16 protein-coding genes are annotated in these 15,906 nt (G+C 66.3%); 9 read left to right on the top strand and 7 right to left on the bottom strand.

Going from position 1 to position 15,906, the window contains the following annotated elements; genetic code table 11:
• The first annotated feature begins 414 nt into the window (after positions 1 to 414).
• Positions 415 to 3,363: a TonB-dependent receptor domain-containing protein gene (locus tag ACZ1I2_RS21670; RefSeq protein WP_465175883.1), complete on the top strand. Its 2,949-nt coding sequence runs from the start codon at positions 415 to 417 to the stop codon at positions 3,361 to 3,363.
• A 53-nt stretch (positions 3,364 to 3,416) separates the two neighbouring features.
• Here the strand turns inward: ACZ1I2_RS21670 and ACZ1I2_RS21665 are convergent, their stop codons facing one another.
• Positions 3,417 to 4,334: a LysR family transcriptional regulator gene (locus ACZ1I2_RS21665; RefSeq protein ID WP_465175884.1), complete on the bottom strand. Its 918-nt coding sequence runs from the start codon at positions 4,332 to 4,334 to the stop codon at positions 3,417 to 3,419.
• 103 nt (positions 4,335 to 4,437) lie between these two features.
• Between ACZ1I2_RS21665 and ACZ1I2_RS21660 the strand changes: the two genes are divergently transcribed.
• From ACZ1I2_RS21660 to ACZ1I2_RS21645, 4 genes are all read left to right on the top strand, one after another.
• On the top strand, positions 4,438 to 5,136 hold the full coding sequence (locus tag ACZ1I2_RS21660) for a pirin family protein (RefSeq protein ID WP_465175885.1): 699 nt from the start codon (positions 4,438 to 4,440) through the stop codon (positions 5,134 to 5,136).
• A gap of 47 nt (positions 5,137 to 5,183) precedes the next feature.
• On the top strand, positions 5,184 to 6,011 hold the full coding sequence (locus ACZ1I2_RS21655) for an alpha/beta fold hydrolase (protein WP_465175886.1): 828 nt from the start codon (positions 5,184 to 5,186) through the stop codon (positions 6,009 to 6,011).
• Between the two features lie 99 nt (positions 6,012 to 6,110).
• A complete protein-coding gene (locus ACZ1I2_RS21650) occupies positions 6,111 to 6,686 on the top strand; it encodes a glycine-rich domain-containing protein (protein ID WP_465175887.1) in 576 nt (191 codons plus the stop codon).
• A 13-nt stretch (positions 6,687 to 6,699) separates the two neighbouring features.
• A complete protein-coding gene (locus ACZ1I2_RS21645; protein WP_465175888.1) occupies positions 6,700 to 7,521 on the top strand; it encodes a TIGR04222 domain-containing membrane protein in 822 nt (273 codons plus the stop codon).
• Positions 7,522 to 7,537: 16 nt separating this feature from the next.
• Here ACZ1I2_RS21645 and ACZ1I2_RS21640 read toward each other — a convergent pair whose 3' ends face one another.
• Both ACZ1I2_RS21640 and tgt read right to left on the bottom strand, forming a co-directional pair.
• Entirely contained in the window at positions 7,538 to 7,738 is a 201-nt protein-coding gene (locus ACZ1I2_RS21640) for a hypothetical protein (protein WP_465175889.1), read from the bottom strand.
• Between the two features lies 1 nt (position 7,739).
• On the bottom strand, positions 7,740 to 8,879 hold the full coding sequence (gene tgt, locus ACZ1I2_RS21635) for a tRNA guanosine(34) transglycosylase Tgt (protein WP_465175890.1): 1,140 nt from the start codon (positions 8,877 to 8,879) through the stop codon (positions 7,740 to 7,742).
• Between the two features lie 73 nt (positions 8,880 to 8,952).
• Here tgt and ACZ1I2_RS21630 point away from each other — a divergent pair, with 73 nt between their 5' ends.
• Positions 8,953 to 9,645, top strand: coding sequence for a hypothetical protein (locus tag ACZ1I2_RS21630; protein WP_465175891.1), 693 nt, complete (start codon positions 8,953 to 8,955; stop codon positions 9,643 to 9,645).
• A 142-nt stretch (positions 9,646 to 9,787) separates the two neighbouring features.
• Here the strand turns inward: ACZ1I2_RS21630 and ACZ1I2_RS21625 are convergent, their stop codons facing one another.
• Genes ACZ1I2_RS21625 through ACZ1I2_RS21615 form a run of 3 tightly spaced genes read right to left on the bottom strand, consistent with a single transcriptional unit; the run spans position 9,788 to position 12,258 of the window.
• Positions 9,788 to 10,693, bottom strand: coding sequence for a bifunctional helix-turn-helix transcriptional regulator/GNAT family N-acetyltransferase (locus tag ACZ1I2_RS21625; protein ID WP_465175892.1), 906 nt, complete (start codon positions 10,691 to 10,693; stop codon positions 9,788 to 9,790).
• A gap of 39 nt (positions 10,694 to 10,732) precedes the next feature.
• The gene (locus ACZ1I2_RS21620; RefSeq protein ID WP_465175893.1) at positions 10,733 to 11,536 is read right to left on the bottom strand and encodes a nucleotidyltransferase domain-containing protein; all 804 of its coding nucleotides are present in this window, start codon (positions 11,534 to 11,536) and stop codon (positions 10,733 to 10,735) included.
• Positions 11,536 to 12,258 carry an HAD hydrolase-like protein gene (locus ACZ1I2_RS21615; RefSeq protein ID WP_465172130.1) on the bottom strand — a complete coding sequence of 241 codons (723 nt, stop codon included), beginning with the start codon at positions 12,256 to 12,258 and terminating at the stop codon, positions 11,536 to 11,538. The genes ACZ1I2_RS21620 and ACZ1I2_RS21615 overlap by 1 nt, the downstream gene beginning before the upstream one ends.
• A 290-nt stretch (positions 12,259 to 12,548) precedes the next feature.
• On the opposite strand from ACZ1I2_RS21615, the gene ACZ1I2_RS21610 reads away from it, so the two are divergent.
• Positions 12,549 to 14,324, top strand: coding sequence for an adenylate/guanylate cyclase domain-containing protein (locus tag ACZ1I2_RS21610; RefSeq protein ID WP_465175894.1), 1,776 nt, complete (start codon positions 12,549 to 12,551; stop codon positions 14,322 to 14,324).
• A 13-nt stretch (positions 14,325 to 14,337) separates the two neighbouring features.
• Here ACZ1I2_RS21610 and ACZ1I2_RS21605 read toward each other — a convergent pair whose 3' ends face one another.
• Positions 14,338 to 14,892: an EF-hand domain-containing protein gene (locus ACZ1I2_RS21605; RefSeq protein WP_465175895.1), complete on the bottom strand. Its 555-nt coding sequence runs from the start codon at positions 14,890 to 14,892 to the stop codon at positions 14,338 to 14,340.
• 221 nt (positions 14,893 to 15,113) lie between these two features.
• Here ACZ1I2_RS21605 and ACZ1I2_RS21600 point away from each other — a divergent pair, with 221 nt between their 5' ends.
• Complete coding sequence (locus ACZ1I2_RS21600; protein WP_465172133.1) at positions 15,114 to 15,470, top strand: DUF1428 domain-containing protein; 357 nt, start codon at positions 15,114 to 15,116, stop codon at positions 15,468 to 15,470.
• A 44-nt stretch (positions 15,471 to 15,514) separates the two neighbouring features.
• Positions 15,515 to 15,862, top strand: coding sequence for a DUF2200 domain-containing protein (locus tag ACZ1I2_RS21595; RefSeq protein WP_465172134.1), 348 nt, complete (start codon positions 15,515 to 15,517; stop codon positions 15,860 to 15,862).
• Positions 15,863 to 15,906: the final 44 nt, after the last annotated feature.

The raw sequence follows: 15,906 nt of genomic DNA, 5'->3' as shown, positions 1-15,906 counted from the left end.
ATGGCCGCGACGCAAGCGAGAGCGTGCCGGCGCGCGTGGTGGCGCGGCGTCGCGCTTGCGAAAAATCTATGACGGCAAATTGAACGCGGTGGGGATTGGCAATCGTCTGCCGTGACGCTCCCGCTCTTGGGGAAACGCCCCTCGATCGGCGTCGCGCCGCGATGGACTGCCCAAATGGCTTGTAAATCTACGGCGGCCATATTTCGCATCAGTATTGCAACCCTGCAACACAAGATGGAATCGGGCAGCCCGGACACTTTACAAAAGTTACCGCAAGTTACAGCCTATTATCATCCGGGGCGTGTAATAGCACCCCCGAACAGGCTGCACGTCTAAAGTGCGTAACTCGGGGAATCTGTTCCAATGTCAGTAAATACTCTTTCGCGCTTGCGGGCAGGCGCGGCTCCTATTGCTATGCTCATCGCCGTGGCGGCGGCGCCGGCCTTTGCGCAGACTGCGCCTGCCGACACCGCCGACCAGTCGGCCGAGGCAGCGGACGCGCCCGATATCGTGGTGACCGGATCGCTGTTCCGCCGCACCGACACCGAAACGCCGTCGCCCGTCACCGTGCTGACCGCCGACAATCTGGAAAAGGCCGGCATCACCACCGTCAACGACGCGATCCGATCGGTCTCGGCCGACAGCGCCGGCTCGATCGGCACCGGTTTCCAGAGCGGCTTCTCGGCCGGCGGCGCCGCGGTCTCGCTGCGCGGTCTCGGCGTGTCCTCGACCCTGGTGCTGATCGACGGCCTGCGGTCGACCAACTTCCCGATCAACGACGATGGGCACAATGCCTATGTCGACCTCAACTCGATCCCGTTCAGCCTGATCGAGCGGGTCGAAGTGCTGAAGGACGGCGCGTCCTCGACCTACGGTGCCGACGCGATCGGCGGCGTGGTCAACCTGATCCTGAAGAAGCAGTTCACCGGCATCTCCGGCAGCGTCGCGGCCGGCGTGGCGCAGGAAGGCGATGCGGGGCATCAGCGCGCCGACCTCTCGATCGGCTATGGCGACTATGCCGAGAAGGGCTGGAATTTCTACGTCAACGGCGAATATCAGCGCGACGGCCGGGTGACCAACCATAGCCGCGGTTTCCCGTACAACACGACCGACCTGAGCTCGATCGGTGGCCTCGACAACAACACCGCCGACAGCACGCTGACCACCGCGACACCGAACGCCGTGGTGGTGCGCACCAACCAGACCGACCTGAACAATCCGCTGGCGGGCGGCACGGCGCTGTTCGCGAGCGGCCTGCAACCCAACGGGTCGGCCTATAGCAACTATACCTCGCTGAACCTCAACTGCGCGCGCGGCAGCTATACCGTCGCGACGGGCGCGGCCCGCGGTACGGGCTGCAAGCACGACCTGGTCGACGAATATTTCCAGCTCCAGCCATTGCAGGAACGCTATGCGTTCAACGGCCGGCTGAGCATAAGGCTGAGCGACAATATCGAAGCCTATATCACCGGCAGCTATTCGCATGACTTCGTCAGCATCCTGAACGCACCGCGCGCGCTGCGCGCCACGCAGCCGTTCGGCGGGGCCCCCGCGCTCGCCTCGAGCAATCCGGGCATCGTGCTGCCGGTCTATGTCTGCGGCACGGGCACCAATTGCGCGACCGCCGCCGACCGCCGCCTCAACCCGAACAACCCCTATGCGGCCGCCTTTGCCAATGATCCGGCGAACGGCGCGGCGCGCATCTATTATCTGTTCGGCGACATCAAGGCGGGCAGCGACCGCAGCAACGAGGTGATCCGCGGCGCAGCCGGCCTGCGCGGCAGCTTCGAAGGCGGGTGGGACTGGCGCGTCGACGCGGTCGGCGCGAAGGACAATCTGAGCATCACGCAATATGGCTTCATCAACATCCCGAACCTGCTCAATGCGATCAACACCGGTGCGTATAATTTCGTCGACCCCTCGCTGAACAGCGCGGCGACCCGCAGCTTCGTCTCGCCCAACGTCACCACGCCCTCGACTTCGTCGATGGTGTCGCTCGACGCGTCGATCACCAAGTCGCTGCTCGAACTGCCGGGCGGTGCGCTGCAGCTCGCGATCGGCGGCCAAGTCCGGCGCGAGACGCTGACCAACAACAACCAGAATGCGCGGCTCGACACCTATACGCTGACCACCTCGTCGGCGTTCGGCAAGCACACCGTCTCGGCCGGCTATTTCGAAATCGACGCGCCGGTGCTCGACATCCTCGATCTCACCGCCTCGGGCCGGTACGACCATTATTCGGAAGGGTTCAGCCACTTTTCGCCCAAGGTCGGCTTCAAGTTCACGCCGATCAAGGAACTGGCGATCCGCGGCACCTATTCGCAGGGTTTCCGCGCCCCGACCTTCGCCGAAAGCAACCCGCTCAGCCAGTTTGCCGGCTTCTCCACCTTCACGCCGCCGGCATCGTTCCTGGCGGTGCATGGCGGGGTCCAGGGCAACACCAACCCCTATGCCCAGGCCTATCAGCTCGGCTCGGGCCTGGTGGGCAATCCCAATCTCGAGCCCGAGACCTCGCGCAGCTTCACCGCGGGCGGGATCTTCCAGCCAGTGTCCTGGCTGAGCTTCACGGTCGATTATTACAACGTGAAGAAATCGAACCTGATCGTCGCCGGTCCGGCCACCGGCGATGCGCGCAACGCCTATTACAGCAAGTCGACCCTGGCCGAGGCGATCGCCGCGGTCGCAGCGGTCGGGCCGGGCTATTCCGTCAACGTCGTCGACGCGCCCGATCCGCTGTTCCCCAACGCGCTGCCGCGCGTGCTGATCATCAATGCGCCGTTCGTGAACGCCAATTATGCGATCACCTCGGGCATCGATTTCTCGGCCACCGCCAGGATCCCGATCAGCGACGGCATCCGCTTCACCAGCCGGCTCGAAGTGACCGACGTGCTGCAATATGATCTGCACACGGCGACCGGCGTCCAGAAATTCGCCGGGACGCTAGGGCCGTACGAGCTCTCGTCGGGCAACGGCACGCCGAAATGGCGCGGCAACTGGCAGAACACGCTGGAGGTCGGCAATTTCTCGCTGACCGCGACGGCCTATTATGTCGGCCGGATCAAATCGATCGCCAATGACGAACGCGTGGGCGACGATTGCACGCTCAACAACCAGTATGCCACCGGCGACACGGCAAAGGGTGCGCAATTCTGCTATATCCACAGCTTCATCAACACGAACCTGAATGCGCAGGCGCGCGTCAACGACAAGTTCACCCTGTTCGTCGACGTCGGCAATCTGTTCAACGCCCGGGCACCGATCGCACCCGGCGCCTATGCCAGCGCGCCGAACTTCCTGACCAGCTGGCATTATGCCGGCCTGATCGGGCGGACCTTCAAGGCGGGGGCGAACTTCTCCTTCTGATCGGTTCGTTTGCCTGAAGGGGGTGGCTCCGCGAGGAGCCGCCCCTCTTTGTGTCAGTCGCAGGCCCAGGGGGCATGGGCCAGCGCCGCTGCAAGATGATCGATCACGGCCTGCACGCGCAGCGGCCGCAGCGGTGAGGGCGGCATGATCAGGTGGAGCGCCAGCGGCGGCGGCGTCCAGTCGGGCATCGCGATTTCGAGCGTGCCTTCGCCGAGCTCGCGCCAGACGAGGAATTCGGGCTGGATCGCGATGCCCTGGCCGGCGACCAGCGCCGGGCCGAGCATGTCGGCATTGTCGGTCCACATCGCGACCGGCGGCTGGACGACCTCCTCGCCGAATTGCGGATGGGCGAAGCGCCAGGAGCCGGGGGTCGCACCGCCGGTATAGGCAAGGGCGCGGTGGTCGCGCAGCTGCGCGGGATGCGTCGGGCGGCCCCGCGCGTCGAGATAGGCCGGCGACGCGACAAGGAGTAGCCGAACGGTGCAGAGGCGCCGCGCGAGCAGGGACGAGTCCCCGAGGCGCGCGATACGCAGCGCCAGGTCGAAACCCTCGGCGACCAGATCGACCTGCCGGTCGCTGAGCGCGAAATCCAGGATCACGTCCGGATAGGCCTGAAGGAAGTCGGGCAGGGTGGCCGCCATATAGCCGATGCCGAAGGAAAGCGGGGCGCTGATGCGCACGCGGCCGCGCGGGATCGCGAGTTGCTCGGCCGCTTCGTCCTCCAGCGCCTCGCCTTCGCGCAGGATCCGCATCGCGCGTTCGAGCGAGCTGCGCCCGCCCTCGGTGAGCGACAGGCGTCGCGAGGTGCGCGCCAGCAGGGAGATGCCGAGCCGCGCCTCCAGCCGGCCGATCGCCTTGGACACCGTAGGATTGGACAGACCGAGCTCCTGCGCGGCGCGCGCGAAGGAGCCGAGTTCGGCGACCTTGGCGAAGATCGCCCAGGCTTCGAGGTCGGGCAGGCGACGTGTCATTTTCGGCAATGATAAGATGCCAACGTTTCTATTTCGTCAAGTCGGCTTTGACGCCATTTTGTCCCCAACGAAGCAACCCACCGCTTTTACAAGGAGATATACCATGATCGATCGTCGCCCCTTTGCCAGCCTCGGCGGTGCCAATCACGGCTGGCTCGATGCCAAGCATCATTTCTCGTTCGCCGGCTATTATGATCCCGCCCGCATGGGCTGGGGCCCGATCCGGGTGTGGAACGACGACACGATCGCGCCGGGCACGGGCTTTCCGCCGCACCCGCACGCCGACATGGAAATCATCACCTATGTCCGCGACGGGGCGATCACCCACCAGGACAGCCTGGGCAATATCGGCCGCACCGAAGCGGGCGACGTGCAGGTGATGAGCGCCGGGTCGGGCGTCCGCCACTCGGAATATAATCGCGAGCCCGGCACCACCCGGATCTTCCAGATCTGGATCGAGCCGAAGACCCGCGGCGCCGCACCGTCCTGGGGTGCCAAGCCTTTCCCCAAGGGCGACCGTTCGGGCGGGTTCGTCACGCTGGCGAGCGGTTTCGAGGGCGATGGCGACGCCCTGCCGATCCGCACCGACGCCCGCATCCTCGGCGCGACGCTGAAGGCCGGCGAGACCGCGGACTATGAGCTTGGTGCCGGGCACCATGCCTATCTCGTGCCCGCCAAGGGCGCGGTCGAGATCAACGGCGTGCGCATCGATGCCCGCGACGGCGCCGCGATCAGCGACGAGACCAGCCTGCGCGTCACCGCGATCGAGGATGCCGAAATCGTCCTCGTCGACGCTGCCTGAACCTGCCCACCAACCACGACCACTGACCTCAGCAAGGGAGAATGACCATGAACACCATCACCACCCAGGACGGCACCGAGATCTTCTACAAGGATTGGGGCCCCAAGGACGCCCAGCCGATCATGTTCCACCACGGCTGGCCGCTCAGCTCGGACGATTGGGACGGGCAGATGATGTTCTTCCTCGCCAAGGGGTACCGCGTCATTGCCCATGACCGCCGCGGCCATGGCCGTTCCTCCCAGGCGGCCACCGGCCACGACATGGACGCCTATGTCGCCGACGTGATCGAACTGACCGACGCGCTCGACCTGAAGAATGCGATCCATATCGGCCATTCGACCGGCGGCGGCGAAGTGGCGCGCTATGTTGCCCGAGCCAAGCCCGGCCGGGTCGCCAAGGCAGTGCTGGTCAGCGCGGTCGCGCCGATCATGGTGAAGACGGCGAGCAACCCGGACGGTGTGCCGATGGAAGTGTTCGACATGGTCCGCGACCAGACCGCCACCAACCGGGCGCAGTTCTTCTACGACTTCACCTTGCCCTTTTTCGGCTACAACCGTGACGGCGCGGAGATCAAGGAAGCAGTCCGCAACAATTGGTGGCGGCAGGGTATGATGGGCAGCGCGTTGGCACATTATGCCGGCATCGCCGCCTTCTCCGAGACCGACTTCACCGAGGATCTGAAGGCGATCGCGGTGCCTACCCTGGTGCTGCACGGCGAAGACGATCAGGTCGTGCCGTTCCCGACGACCGGCAAGGTGTCCGCCGGGATCGTCAAGAATGCGGTGCTGAAATCCTATCCGGGCTATCCGCACGGCATGCCGACCACACATGCCGACGTGATCAACGCCGACCTGCTCGCTTTCATCCAGGGCTGAACAATGGCGCGCGGCGGAGCGAAAGCCCCGCCGCGCGCCTTGTTGTCATCAATACTCGGTCATTGAATCCTAACGCCTACCATGTTAGTAGGATTTTAGATGAGCGAGACGAATCGTCTGCCCACGACCTGCCCGGATCACCCGGTCTGGGCCTCGCTTTTCCCCTATAGCATCGGCCCCGAGGATGCGGCGCTCTCCTTCGCGGCGCGGCTGGCGCGCGAGAATGGCTGGAGCCTCGCTTATGCCGGGCGCGTGATCGGGGAGTACAAGAAATTCTGCTTCCTGGCGGTCACCGGCGAGACGGAGGTGACACCCTCCGACGCGGTCGACCAGGCCTGGCACCTGCACCTGACCTATAGCCGGGATTATTGGGAGCGCTTCTGCCCCGAGATTCTCGGCCGCCCGCTGCATCATGGCCCGACCGCGGGCGGCGCGGGCGAGCGGGGCCGCTTCTTCGATCAATATGCCGAAACGCTGAAGCGCTACGAACGCGTCTTCGGCGAGGCACCGCCGGCCGATATCTGGCCGGGCGGGGCGCGGCGGCTGATCGACGATCCCAGGGCGCGCCGGGTCCACCCGCGCGACGCCTTCATCATCCCCAGGCGCACGGCGCTGCTGTTCCTTTTCACGATCCTGCTGGCAGCGGCGGTCCTTGCGTCTGTGGTGTCACGGTAGAGGAGCATTGATGATGTCTCTCGGACCTTTCGACCTGACTGCCGAACCGTTCCTCCAACTCTACATGATCCTGTTCGCGACGGTGATCGTCGCGGGCTTCGTCATTCCGCGCTGGCTCCGCCCCGACGGGCGGTCGGCCCGCGTCACCGATACGCGGCAGCTCGCTTATCTCGCGGGCGGTGCGACCCGTTTCGCCGATGCGGTGGTGACCCGACTGCTGGCGGCGCGGGCGCTCGTCCTGATCGGCAAGAAGAGTTTCCATGTCGCGGGGCGCAGCGGGGGCGACACGCCCGCCGACCGCAGCGTGCTGGCGATCCCCGGCGAGGTGCGCTGGCCGGTGATCGAGATGGCGCTGAAACCCTATGCGCAGCCGGTGCGGAGCAAGCTGGTCGCGGCGGGCCTGATGATGGACGACGGGCTGACCCTGCAGATGCGCTTCTGGCAGACACTGCCCTATCTGCTGCTGCTGGTCTTCGGCAGCATCAAGCTGCTGGTCGGGGTCGAACGCGACCGGCCGGTGGGGTATCTGACCTTGCTGCTGATCCTGACCGCGGTCTTCGCGGTGATCCGCTGGGTCGCGGTCGATCGACGGACCCGGGGCGGGCATGCGGTGCTGAACCGGGCCCGGGACGATGCCGAACGGCTGCGGCGCGCGCCGACCGCTGACGAGACCGACCGTGCGGTGGCGCTGTTCGGGACCAGCGTGCTGATCGGATCGGGCCTGGGCGACTATCACACGCTACGCACCGCAAGCTCGGGCGACAGCGGCGGTGGCTCGAGCGATGGCGGCGGCGGAGGGTGCGGCGGTGGCGGGTGCGGCGGTTGCGGCGGGTGACCGCCGGCCGCACGGGTCAGCGCTTCTGGCGCGACCTGTTGGCGTAGAGCAGGGCGGCGACGACGGCGGCGGAGCCGATGCCGAGGCCGATCGTCGTCAGCGGCCAGCGCTTCGCCTTGGCGGCGTCGCCGGTCGCTGCCGCGGCTTCGCGCTGCTCCTTGGCGGCGCGGGTCTCGGCGAGAATCTCGTTGGTGTCGTCCTGGTCGTCGGTAGCCAAGTCACTCTCCCTTGGGCGGGCCAGCATAGTCCCGTCTGAACGCATCGGCAAAGGCCGTGATCCGCCCGTCCGCTATCGCGCCGCGAAGATCGGCCATCAAGACCTGATAAAACCACAGATTATGCTCGGTCATCAGCATCGCGCCGAGAATCTCCCCCGCGCGCACTAGGTGATGGAGATAGGCGCGGCTCCAGGTGTTGCAGACCGGGCAGGGGCAGGCGGGATCGAGCGGACCGGTGTCCTCGGCGAACTTCGCGTTGCGGATGTTGATCGGGCCGGTGCGGGTGAAGGCCTGGCCGGTGCGGCCGGAGCGCGTAGGCAGGACGCAGTCGAACATGTCGATGCCGCGCTCGACCGCGCCGACGATGTCGTCGGGCTTGCCCACGCCCATCAGATAGCGCGGCTTGTCGGCGGGGAGCTGGCCCGGTGCGAAATCGAGGCAGCCGAACATCGCCGCCTGCCCCTCGCCGACCGCGAGGCCGCCGACCGCATAGCCGTCGAAGCCGATATCGGTCAGCGCCTGCGCACTCTCGCCGCGCAACTGCTCGTCGAGCGCGCCTTGCTGGATGCCGAAGATCGCCGCGCCCTCGGCGTGCGCGCCGCCGCCGTCGAAGGCGTCGCGACTGCGCTTCGCCCAGCGCATCGAGCGGGCCATGGCGGCGGCCTGCACGTCTTTGGTCGAGGTAGTCGGTACCAGCTCGTCGAACGCCATGACGATGTCGGAGCCGAGCAGCCGCTGGATCTCGATCGAGCGTTCGGGCGAGAGGGTGTGGCGGGTGCCGTCGAGATGGCTCTTGAAGGTGACGCCGTCCTCGGACCGGGTGGTCAGGTCGCTGAGGCTCATCACCTGATAGCCGCCGCTGTCGGTGAGGATCGGGCGGTCCCAGCCCATGAAGCCGTGCAGCCCGCCGAGCCGCGCGACGCGCTCGGCGCCGGGGCGGAGCATGAGGTGATAGGTGTTGCCGAGGATGATGTCGGCGCCGGCGGCGCGGACGTCGGCCGGCTTCACCGCCTTGACCGTCGCGGCGGTGCCGACCGGCATGAAGGCGGGGGTGCGGATCGTGCCGCGGCGCATCGCGATCTCGCCGGTGCGGGCCTTGCCGTCGGTGGCGTGGATGGTGAAGTCGAAACGGGGGGACATGGCCTGCCCTCTAGCGGCGGAAGTCGGCGCCTGTCGACACGCATCGCTTCGCCGGCCTAGACGTTGGCGCGTCATGGCCGACGAACGGACGGAAAAGCTGCGCGAGATGGCGCGGCATCGCGGGCTGAAGCTGAAGACGTCGCGCAGGCGCAAGCCGGGCGGCGATTTCGGGCGCTTTGGGCTGGTCGATGCGGCGGACAAGCCGATGCTGGGGATCGGCGACAAGGGGCTGGAGGCGAGCGCGGAGGAGGTCGAGGCCTATCTGCGCGACGTGGAGCGGGCGACATGGAAGAGTTCGGCGGGGTCGATAAAGGCGCGGAAGAAGGTGGCGCCGCCGCCTGAGCCCGAGCCTGAGCCTGAGCCTGAGCCTGAGCCTGAGCCACAACCCAAGGCCGCCCCCAAACCGAAGCCGGCACCAAAGGCAAAACCCAAGCCGAAATTCAAGGTCGCGGTCGCCAACCTGTTCGCGAAGCTGCCTGCCGCCAAGCGTGCCGAGGCCTTTACCGAGCTGCTCGACCGTCCGGGCGTACGCATCGAGCGGATCGTGTCGAACGGTCAGGCGACGCCCGAGGACGAGCCGATGGTGCAGGAAGAGGACGAATGGGTCATGCTGTTGCAGGGCGAGGCCGGGATCAGGATCGAGGATTCGGTGGCGGTGACGCTGAAGCCCGGCGATCACCTGACGATCGCGGGCGGGCAGCGGCATTGGGTGACCTATACCGCCAAGGGCGCGCCGACGGTTTGGCTGGCGGTGCATATCGGCTGAATTCCTTCTGCCTTCCCCGGCGAAGGCCGGGGTCCAGTGGCGGAAGGTTTTTTGGCTGGCGTTGCGCGTCCTAACTTCAGCCTTTCCAACTGGACCCCGGCCTTCGCCGGGGAAGGCAGACATCTCCGGGGAAGGTAGATGTCTAAAGCGCCAGCTCCCAGATCTCGCCCTGCTCGGGTTTGCCGAAGCTGTGATGCACCTCGGTCTTCACGATCTGGAACCCGGCGCCGGCATAGATGCGCCGCGCGCTCAGCAGCACGCTGTGCGTCCATAACCGCAAGGTCTTGTAGCCTGCGTCGCGCGCGAAGGTGACGCAGCGGCCGACCAGGTCGCCGCCGATGCCCATGCCGCGCGCCCAGGGCTCGACATAGAGCAGGCGAAGCTGGGCCACGCCGTCGCCGACATCGACCACGAAGATCGAGCCGGCCATCACGCCGCCGCTTTCGGCGACCCAGCATTGCTCGCGGTCGGGCTGATAGTCGCGGAGAAAGGCCGAGGTCACGTCTCCCAGTAGCGCCTCCATCGGGGCGCCCCAGCCATGGCTTTCGTCATAAAGGATCGCCTGGCGCGCGGTGATCATGCCCATGTCGCCGGCACGGAAGGTGCGGACATCATAGCCCGCCGCCTCGCTGGTGCCGAGCAGTCCGCGCGCCGTGTCGAGCGCGGTGACGAGCACGCGCCGGTCCGCCTCGGCCAGCGGCGCGATGCGGTGTTCCAGCACCTCGCGCTGGCGCGTGTCGAGATCGGCGAACATCTCGCGCCCGGCTGCGGTCAGCGAGATCGGGCGGCGCCGGGCGTCCTCGCCGCGGCCGCGCTCGATCCAGCCGCTCGCCTCGAACTTGCGCAGCATCCGGCTGGCATAGCCGGCGTCGAGCCCGATAACCTCCTGCAGGTCGGTCGCCACGGGCTGGTCGCGGGTCGCGATCTCGTAGAGCAGCCGCCCTTCGGCGAGCGACAGGGCGCTGCCGAGGAAGCGCTGATCCAGCGCGCCGGAGAATTTGGTATAGAAGCGGTTGAACGCGCGCAGCGCGGGAATGGTCGAGTCCATGTCCCCTTGATGCGACTGATACTTGACGATGTCAAGTAATCACGGAGGTGCGAAGCGCTCCAGCATCTCGTAGAAAATCATGTCCGCCGCTGCCTGGGATCCCATGTCGATCACGCCCTTCGGCGCCGCTTCGGCGATGGCATATTCGGCCTCGACGAACGCTTCGATCTCGGCGGGCATCGGTGCCAGGCCGAGCTCGCGCGTTTCCGCCTTGCGTGCGATGAGATCGGCGATGATCGTCCGGACCTGCGCCGGCGGTTCGCATTCGGCGGTCAGGGTCGGGAAATGCATCGGCGGCGTGGCGTCGGGATGATGGCGCATCCAGCGCAGCACCGCGGCCGGGCGCAGGATGTAGAAGAGCCGCTTGATCGCGATTCCGTCCCCGTCGCTCGCGCGCTTCCATTGCTGCAGGCCGAGATGGAGATAGTGACGCCGGACCAGCAGCAGCGGCGCATGCGCGTCGGCAAAGGCGAGCAGGGCATCGCGGAAGGCGGGATCACCGCGATAGACGATCGGTGAGCGCAGCCATTCGATCGCGACGGCATTGCCCTTGACGATCAGCCGCAGCGCCTTGGCGATATCCCATCCATTGACGTCGAGCAGCCCGTCGAGCGGCGTCTCGATCACGTCGCGCTGCGGCCAGAGCGTCAGATAATCCTGGCGGCGCCGGACAAACAGGAAGCGGCAGTCATAATCGCTGTCGGGCGAGGCGAAGCCCCACGCGCGGCTGCCGCTTTCGATCGCGAGCGGCATCGAGACCCGCTCGTCGCGCACGATCGCCTCGAGCCGACCATCGATCGCCGCGACGGTCGCCGCGTCGAAATCACCGGGAATCGACCGCATCAGGCCTGCCGCTGCTCGCTGCCGCTCGCACAGGCGCCGCCGAGCAGCAGTCGGGACACTTCGTCGGGATGCTCGAAGAACAGGTCTGGCGCGGCGTTCACCAGCGCCTCGCGGTGGGCATAGCCCCATAGCACCGCGCCGGCGGTGACCCCGGCCTTGCGCGCGGCGGAAATGTCGCGGGTTTCGTCGCCGATCGCGATCGCCTCATAGGGCTCGACATAAGCGCGGCGCAGCACCCTGCGATAACGCGGGGCCTTGCCGAAAAGCGAGGCCCCGCATTCGAACCAGTTGATCCGCGCGACGTTCGCCGGGCCGAGGATGGCACGCGCGTTCGGCTCGGAATTCGAGGTGACGAGCGCGATCTTGAACCCCGCCCCGGCCAGGTCGCGGAGCAGCGGCTCGACGCCGTCGAACAGCGCGATCTTGTCGGTCTGTTCGGCAAGCCGCGCATGGAGATAGCGGCCGATCCCGGGCAGTTTCCAGCGTGGGATGCCGAGATAGCGAATCACTTCGCGGCTGGTGCGGCCGCGCAGCATCTCGACTTCCTCGGGGGTGACCCGGCGGAAGCTGAAGCGTTGCGCCAGCTGGTCGGACATCGACAGGAACCAGTCTCCGCTGTCCGCGAGCGTGCCGTCGAAATCGAAGATCACCAGGCGATAGCGGCGCGATTCCGCGCTTGCCGTGATGCCTTTGTGGCCGTCCGGAGTGGAGCAGTAGTTCACGCTACTGCCTTGGCCTGGGGGCAAGCGCAGCAGCGGTGAGGATCGGCATGCGCATCTCGGAGGCCTTTTTCACGGGTCAGCAGGGTGGCGGTGCCATGGGCGCACAAGCGATAGCGCAATCGAACCGCGTGGCGATAGCCGTTGCACGGTTTTAGGTGAATCGATCCTCCAGGGAGAAGGAGCGATTATCCCACCATATCCCAACCATATTCATTGCACGGCCCGGTCTCCCGCCTGATACTGTTCGCCGGCCCCGTCGGAACGGGTGTCCAGGGCCAGGGGAGCGAAGGATGGCCGAGAAAGCCGGCCCGGACGAGGCCGTTTCGACGAGGCACGGCCTCTCCATGGGGCAGAAATATATCGGCTTGAGCGTGACCCTGCTCCTGCTGATGCTGGCGGCGGCGGTCTATTCCTTCGTCCAGGTCAGCCTGGCCAGCGACGAGACCCACCTTCTCACCGACGTGGTCGAGCCGCTCGACCATGAATTGAACGATCTCGCGCAGAACGCGTCGGCGGAAGCGCTCTCGGTCGAACGGGCGCTGCGTTATGGCGGCCCGCAGATCAACGATCCGGTGCGCGCCAAGGAGCAGGCGAGCCGCTTCGCCGCGCTGTCCGATCATGTCGGTGCGAGCATCGCCACGCTTGCGCGGCACATCGCCGCCTATGAAACCCGGACGACGCGCACCGATATCGCCGTGGCGCTGGGCCGGCTGGATCTGGAACTGCAGGCGGTGAAGCGCGAGCATCAACGCTATCAGGCCTCGGTAAAGGCCCTGCTGACCCCGGCGCCCGGCATCCCGCGCGACCAGATCGATCTGCTCGAGCGGCATACGCAGCAACAGGAAATCGCTCTGATCGGCGCGATGGAGCGCCTGACCCGCGAGACCGGCACGCTGGCCGCTGCGGGCGAAGCGGGCGAGGGCAGGACCATGTCCCGATCGCTGCTGGCATCGAAGGAGAATCTGATCCTGGCGATCATCGCCTTCCTCGCGGGATCCCTGCTGTCCTTCCTGTTCACCCGCCACATGGTGGGAAGGGTCCACCGCCTGATCCGCGGCACGCATGAGGTGCGGCGCGGCAATCTCGACGTGACCCTGCCGGTGACCGGGGGCGACGAGATCGGGCAGCTGACCAACGCCTTTTCGGACATGGTCGGCGAGCTGCGCAGCAAGGTGACGATGCGGCAGACCTTCGGCAACTACATGGATCCGCGCGTGGTCGACCGGCTGCTCGGCGACGACCGCGCCGTGCTCGAAGCGGGCGAGCGGCGGAACATGACCGTGTTCTTCTCCGACCTTCAGGGGTTCAGCGCGATCTCCGAGACCTTGACGCCGACCTCGCTGGTCAAGCTGGTCAACCGCTATCTCTCGCTGGCGTCCGAGCCGATCCACGAGAATCAGGGCGTGATTGACAAATATATCGGCGATGCCGTGATGGCCTATTGGGGCGAACCCTTCACGCAGGGCGATCCTGTGCTGGCCGCCTGCCGTGCCGCGCTCGCTCAGCGGCGCCAGGTGACCGCGTTGCAGGCGGAACTGCCCGAACTGCTCGGCCTGCGGCGAGGGGCGCCCGAGGTGAACATCCGCATCGGCCTGGCGACGGGCGATGTCGTGGTCGGCAGCATCGGGTCGTCCCGGTCCAAGTCGTTCACGATCATGGGCGACCCCGTCAATATCGCGTCGCGCCTCGAAGGCGCGAACAAGATCTACGGCACGACCATCCTCGCCGACGAGACGACGATCGACCGGGTGCGCGCGCATATCGAGGTGCGCGAGATCGATATCATGGCCGCGGTCGGCAAGAGCGAGGCAATACGGATCTTCGAAGTGCTGGGCGAAACCGGCCGGACCGAGCCTTGTCTGCTGGAGCTGCGCGACCTGTTCGAGGCGGGGCTGGCGGCCTATCGCGCGGGCGACTGGGCGGTGGCGGCGGACCGCTTCGCCGCGTGCCGGCGGATCGCACCCGGCGACGCGCCGTCATCGTTGTTCGAACAACGCGTCCGTCTCTTTCGCGAAACGCCACCCGGGAGGGACTGGGCCGGGATCTGGGTGACCGCCGGCAAGTGACGCGCGCCCGAGCTTATCCCTTCGGTTTCTTGCCGCGTGGGTCCGGGCGGTCGCCGATCGCCATGGCCTTGATCGTCAGCAGCTCGGCGCGGGTGAGCACGCCGTCCTTGTCGGTGTCGAAGCGTGCGAACAGCGTGACGAACTGCGCCTCCAGCTCGGCCAGGGTGATGCGGTTGTCGCCATCGGTGTCGATGGTGAAGGGGCTCGGCAGCGCGTTGCGATCGCCGAGCCACAGCAGCGCCCAGTCGCTATAGCCGATATAGCCGATCGATCCGGCATTGCCGGTGTCCACCGCGGCGAAGCTGCGCTTCACGCACGCGTCGAGCTCGGTCCGCGTCACCTTCGCGTCGCCATTGGCATCGCAGGCGGCGATCATCAGCGCGACGGGCTCGGCGACGATCGTGGCGGGTGGCTGGCCGGTCGACGAACCGATCGGCGGGCCGCCGCCGGACGGGAGCGTGATCGGCACCCTTTGCTGGGTGACCTGCGCGGCGGCCGGCGCCGCGGCGAACAGGGCCAGGAGCGCGCCGGCAAGGATCGACAGAGGGATTGTGGAAGGGGTTTTCACGGGACCGGCACGCTCGCTCATCGGAGTTGCGGAATCCGATAGCCGGAATCCGGCGGCGGGGGATAGGTTGTCGTGCGATGGGCAGTGTGCATGGTGGCGGTTCAGGACGGAGTGCGCTGCGTTGAATCGACATGGTCGCGAAGGCGAATGTAGTTAAACAACTGTTATTGCATGATATATTTTACGGTGCCTTGAAGCGGATAACGGAAGGAGACTGTGCCATGTATGTCTGTGGTCTCGTCATCCCGGTGCCCGGGGATCGGATCGACGCCTATCGCGCCTGGGCCGAGAATAGTGCGGAGTTCTTCAGGGACTATGGTTGCCTGGAGATCGTCGAATGCTGGGAGGATTATATCCCGGACGGCAAGCAGACCGATTTCCGCCGAGCGGTCGCGGCGGAGGCCGGCGAGAAGATCGTCTTCACCTGGCAGGTCTGGCCCGACAAGGCCTATTTCCAGGCCGCCGAGGAGAAGATGCACCATGACGCGCGCATGGACTCGGCCGGGGACCCGCCGTTCGATGCCAGGCGCCTTATCCTTGGCTGTTTCGAGCCGATCGTTTCGGTGGGGCGGGACTGACGGCCCGTCCGCCTAGCGATCCACTCACCGCTTTGGGAGGTAAAATGACGGAGCACCGCATCTTTTCGGTAAGCGTCGCGAGCGTGTACCCGCATTATGTCGTCAAGGCGGAGAAGAAAGGACGCACAAAGGCCGAAGTCGATCAGATCATCCGCTGGCTGACCGGACACAGCCAGGACAGCCTGGAGGATCAGCTCGCGCGAAAGGTGACCTTCAGGGATTTCTTCGCGCAGGCGCCCAAGATGAATCCTTCCCGTGCGCTCATCACGGGCGTGGTGTGCGGCGTTCGCGTGGAAAATGTCGAGGAGCCCGTGATGCGGGAAATACGCTATCTGGACAAACTGATCGACGAGCTCGCCAAAGGGAAGGCGATGGAGAAAATCCTTCGCTAGCCCGGTGGCCATGCAGCACGGCAGATAGTACCGGTGTGGAATTC

It is taken from the genome of Sphingomonas sp. BL-S-29 (assembly GCF_055521495.1).
This window is presented reverse-complemented; position numbering and strand designations above follow the sequence as displayed.

Excerpts from the sequence above, each read along its gene's own strand:
- ACZ1I2_RS21670 (WP_465175883.1), top strand. The coding sequence starts at position 415 with ATGCTCATCGCCGTGGCGGCGGCGCCGGCCTTTGCGCAGACTGCGCCT.
- ACZ1I2_RS21665 (WP_465175884.1), bottom strand. The coding sequence starts at position 4,334 with ATGACACGTCGCCTGCCCGACCTCGAAGCCTGGGCGATCTTCGCCAAG.
- ACZ1I2_RS21660 (WP_465175885.1), top strand. The coding sequence starts at position 4,438 with ATGATCGATCGTCGCCCCTTTGCCAGCCTCGGCGGTGCCAATCACGGC.
- ACZ1I2_RS21655 (WP_465175886.1), top strand. The coding sequence starts at position 5,184 with ATGAACACCATCACCACCCAGGACGGCACCGAGATCTTCTACAAGGAT.
- ACZ1I2_RS21650 (WP_465175887.1), top strand. The coding sequence starts at position 6,111 with ATGAGCGAGACGAATCGTCTGCCCACGACCTGCCCGGATCACCCGGTC.
- ACZ1I2_RS21645 (WP_465175888.1), top strand. The coding sequence starts at position 6,700 with ATGTCTCTCGGACCTTTCGACCTGACTGCCGAACCGTTCCTCCAACTC.
- tgt (WP_465175890.1), bottom strand. The coding sequence starts at position 8,879 with ATGTCCCCCCGTTTCGACTTCACCATCCACGCCACCGACGGCAAGGCC.
- ACZ1I2_RS21630 (WP_465175891.1), top strand. The coding sequence starts at position 8,953 with ATGGCCGACGAACGGACGGAAAAGCTGCGCGAGATGGCGCGGCATCGC.
- ACZ1I2_RS21625 (WP_465175892.1), bottom strand. The coding sequence starts at position 10,693 with ATGGACTCGACCATTCCCGCGCTGCGCGCGTTCAACCGCTTCTATACC.
- ACZ1I2_RS21620 (WP_465175893.1), bottom strand. The coding sequence starts at position 11,536 with ATGCGGTCGATTCCCGGTGATTTCGACGCGGCGACCGTCGCGGCGATC.
- ACZ1I2_RS21610 (WP_465175894.1), top strand. The coding sequence starts at position 12,549 with ATGGCCGAGAAAGCCGGCCCGGACGAGGCCGTTTCGACGAGGCACGGC.
- ACZ1I2_RS21600 (WP_465172133.1), top strand. The coding sequence starts at position 15,114 with ATGTATGTCTGTGGTCTCGTCATCCCGGTGCCCGGGGATCGGATCGAC.
- ACZ1I2_RS21595 (WP_465172134.1), top strand. The coding sequence starts at position 15,515 with ATGACGGAGCACCGCATCTTTTCGGTAAGCGTCGCGAGCGTGTACCCG.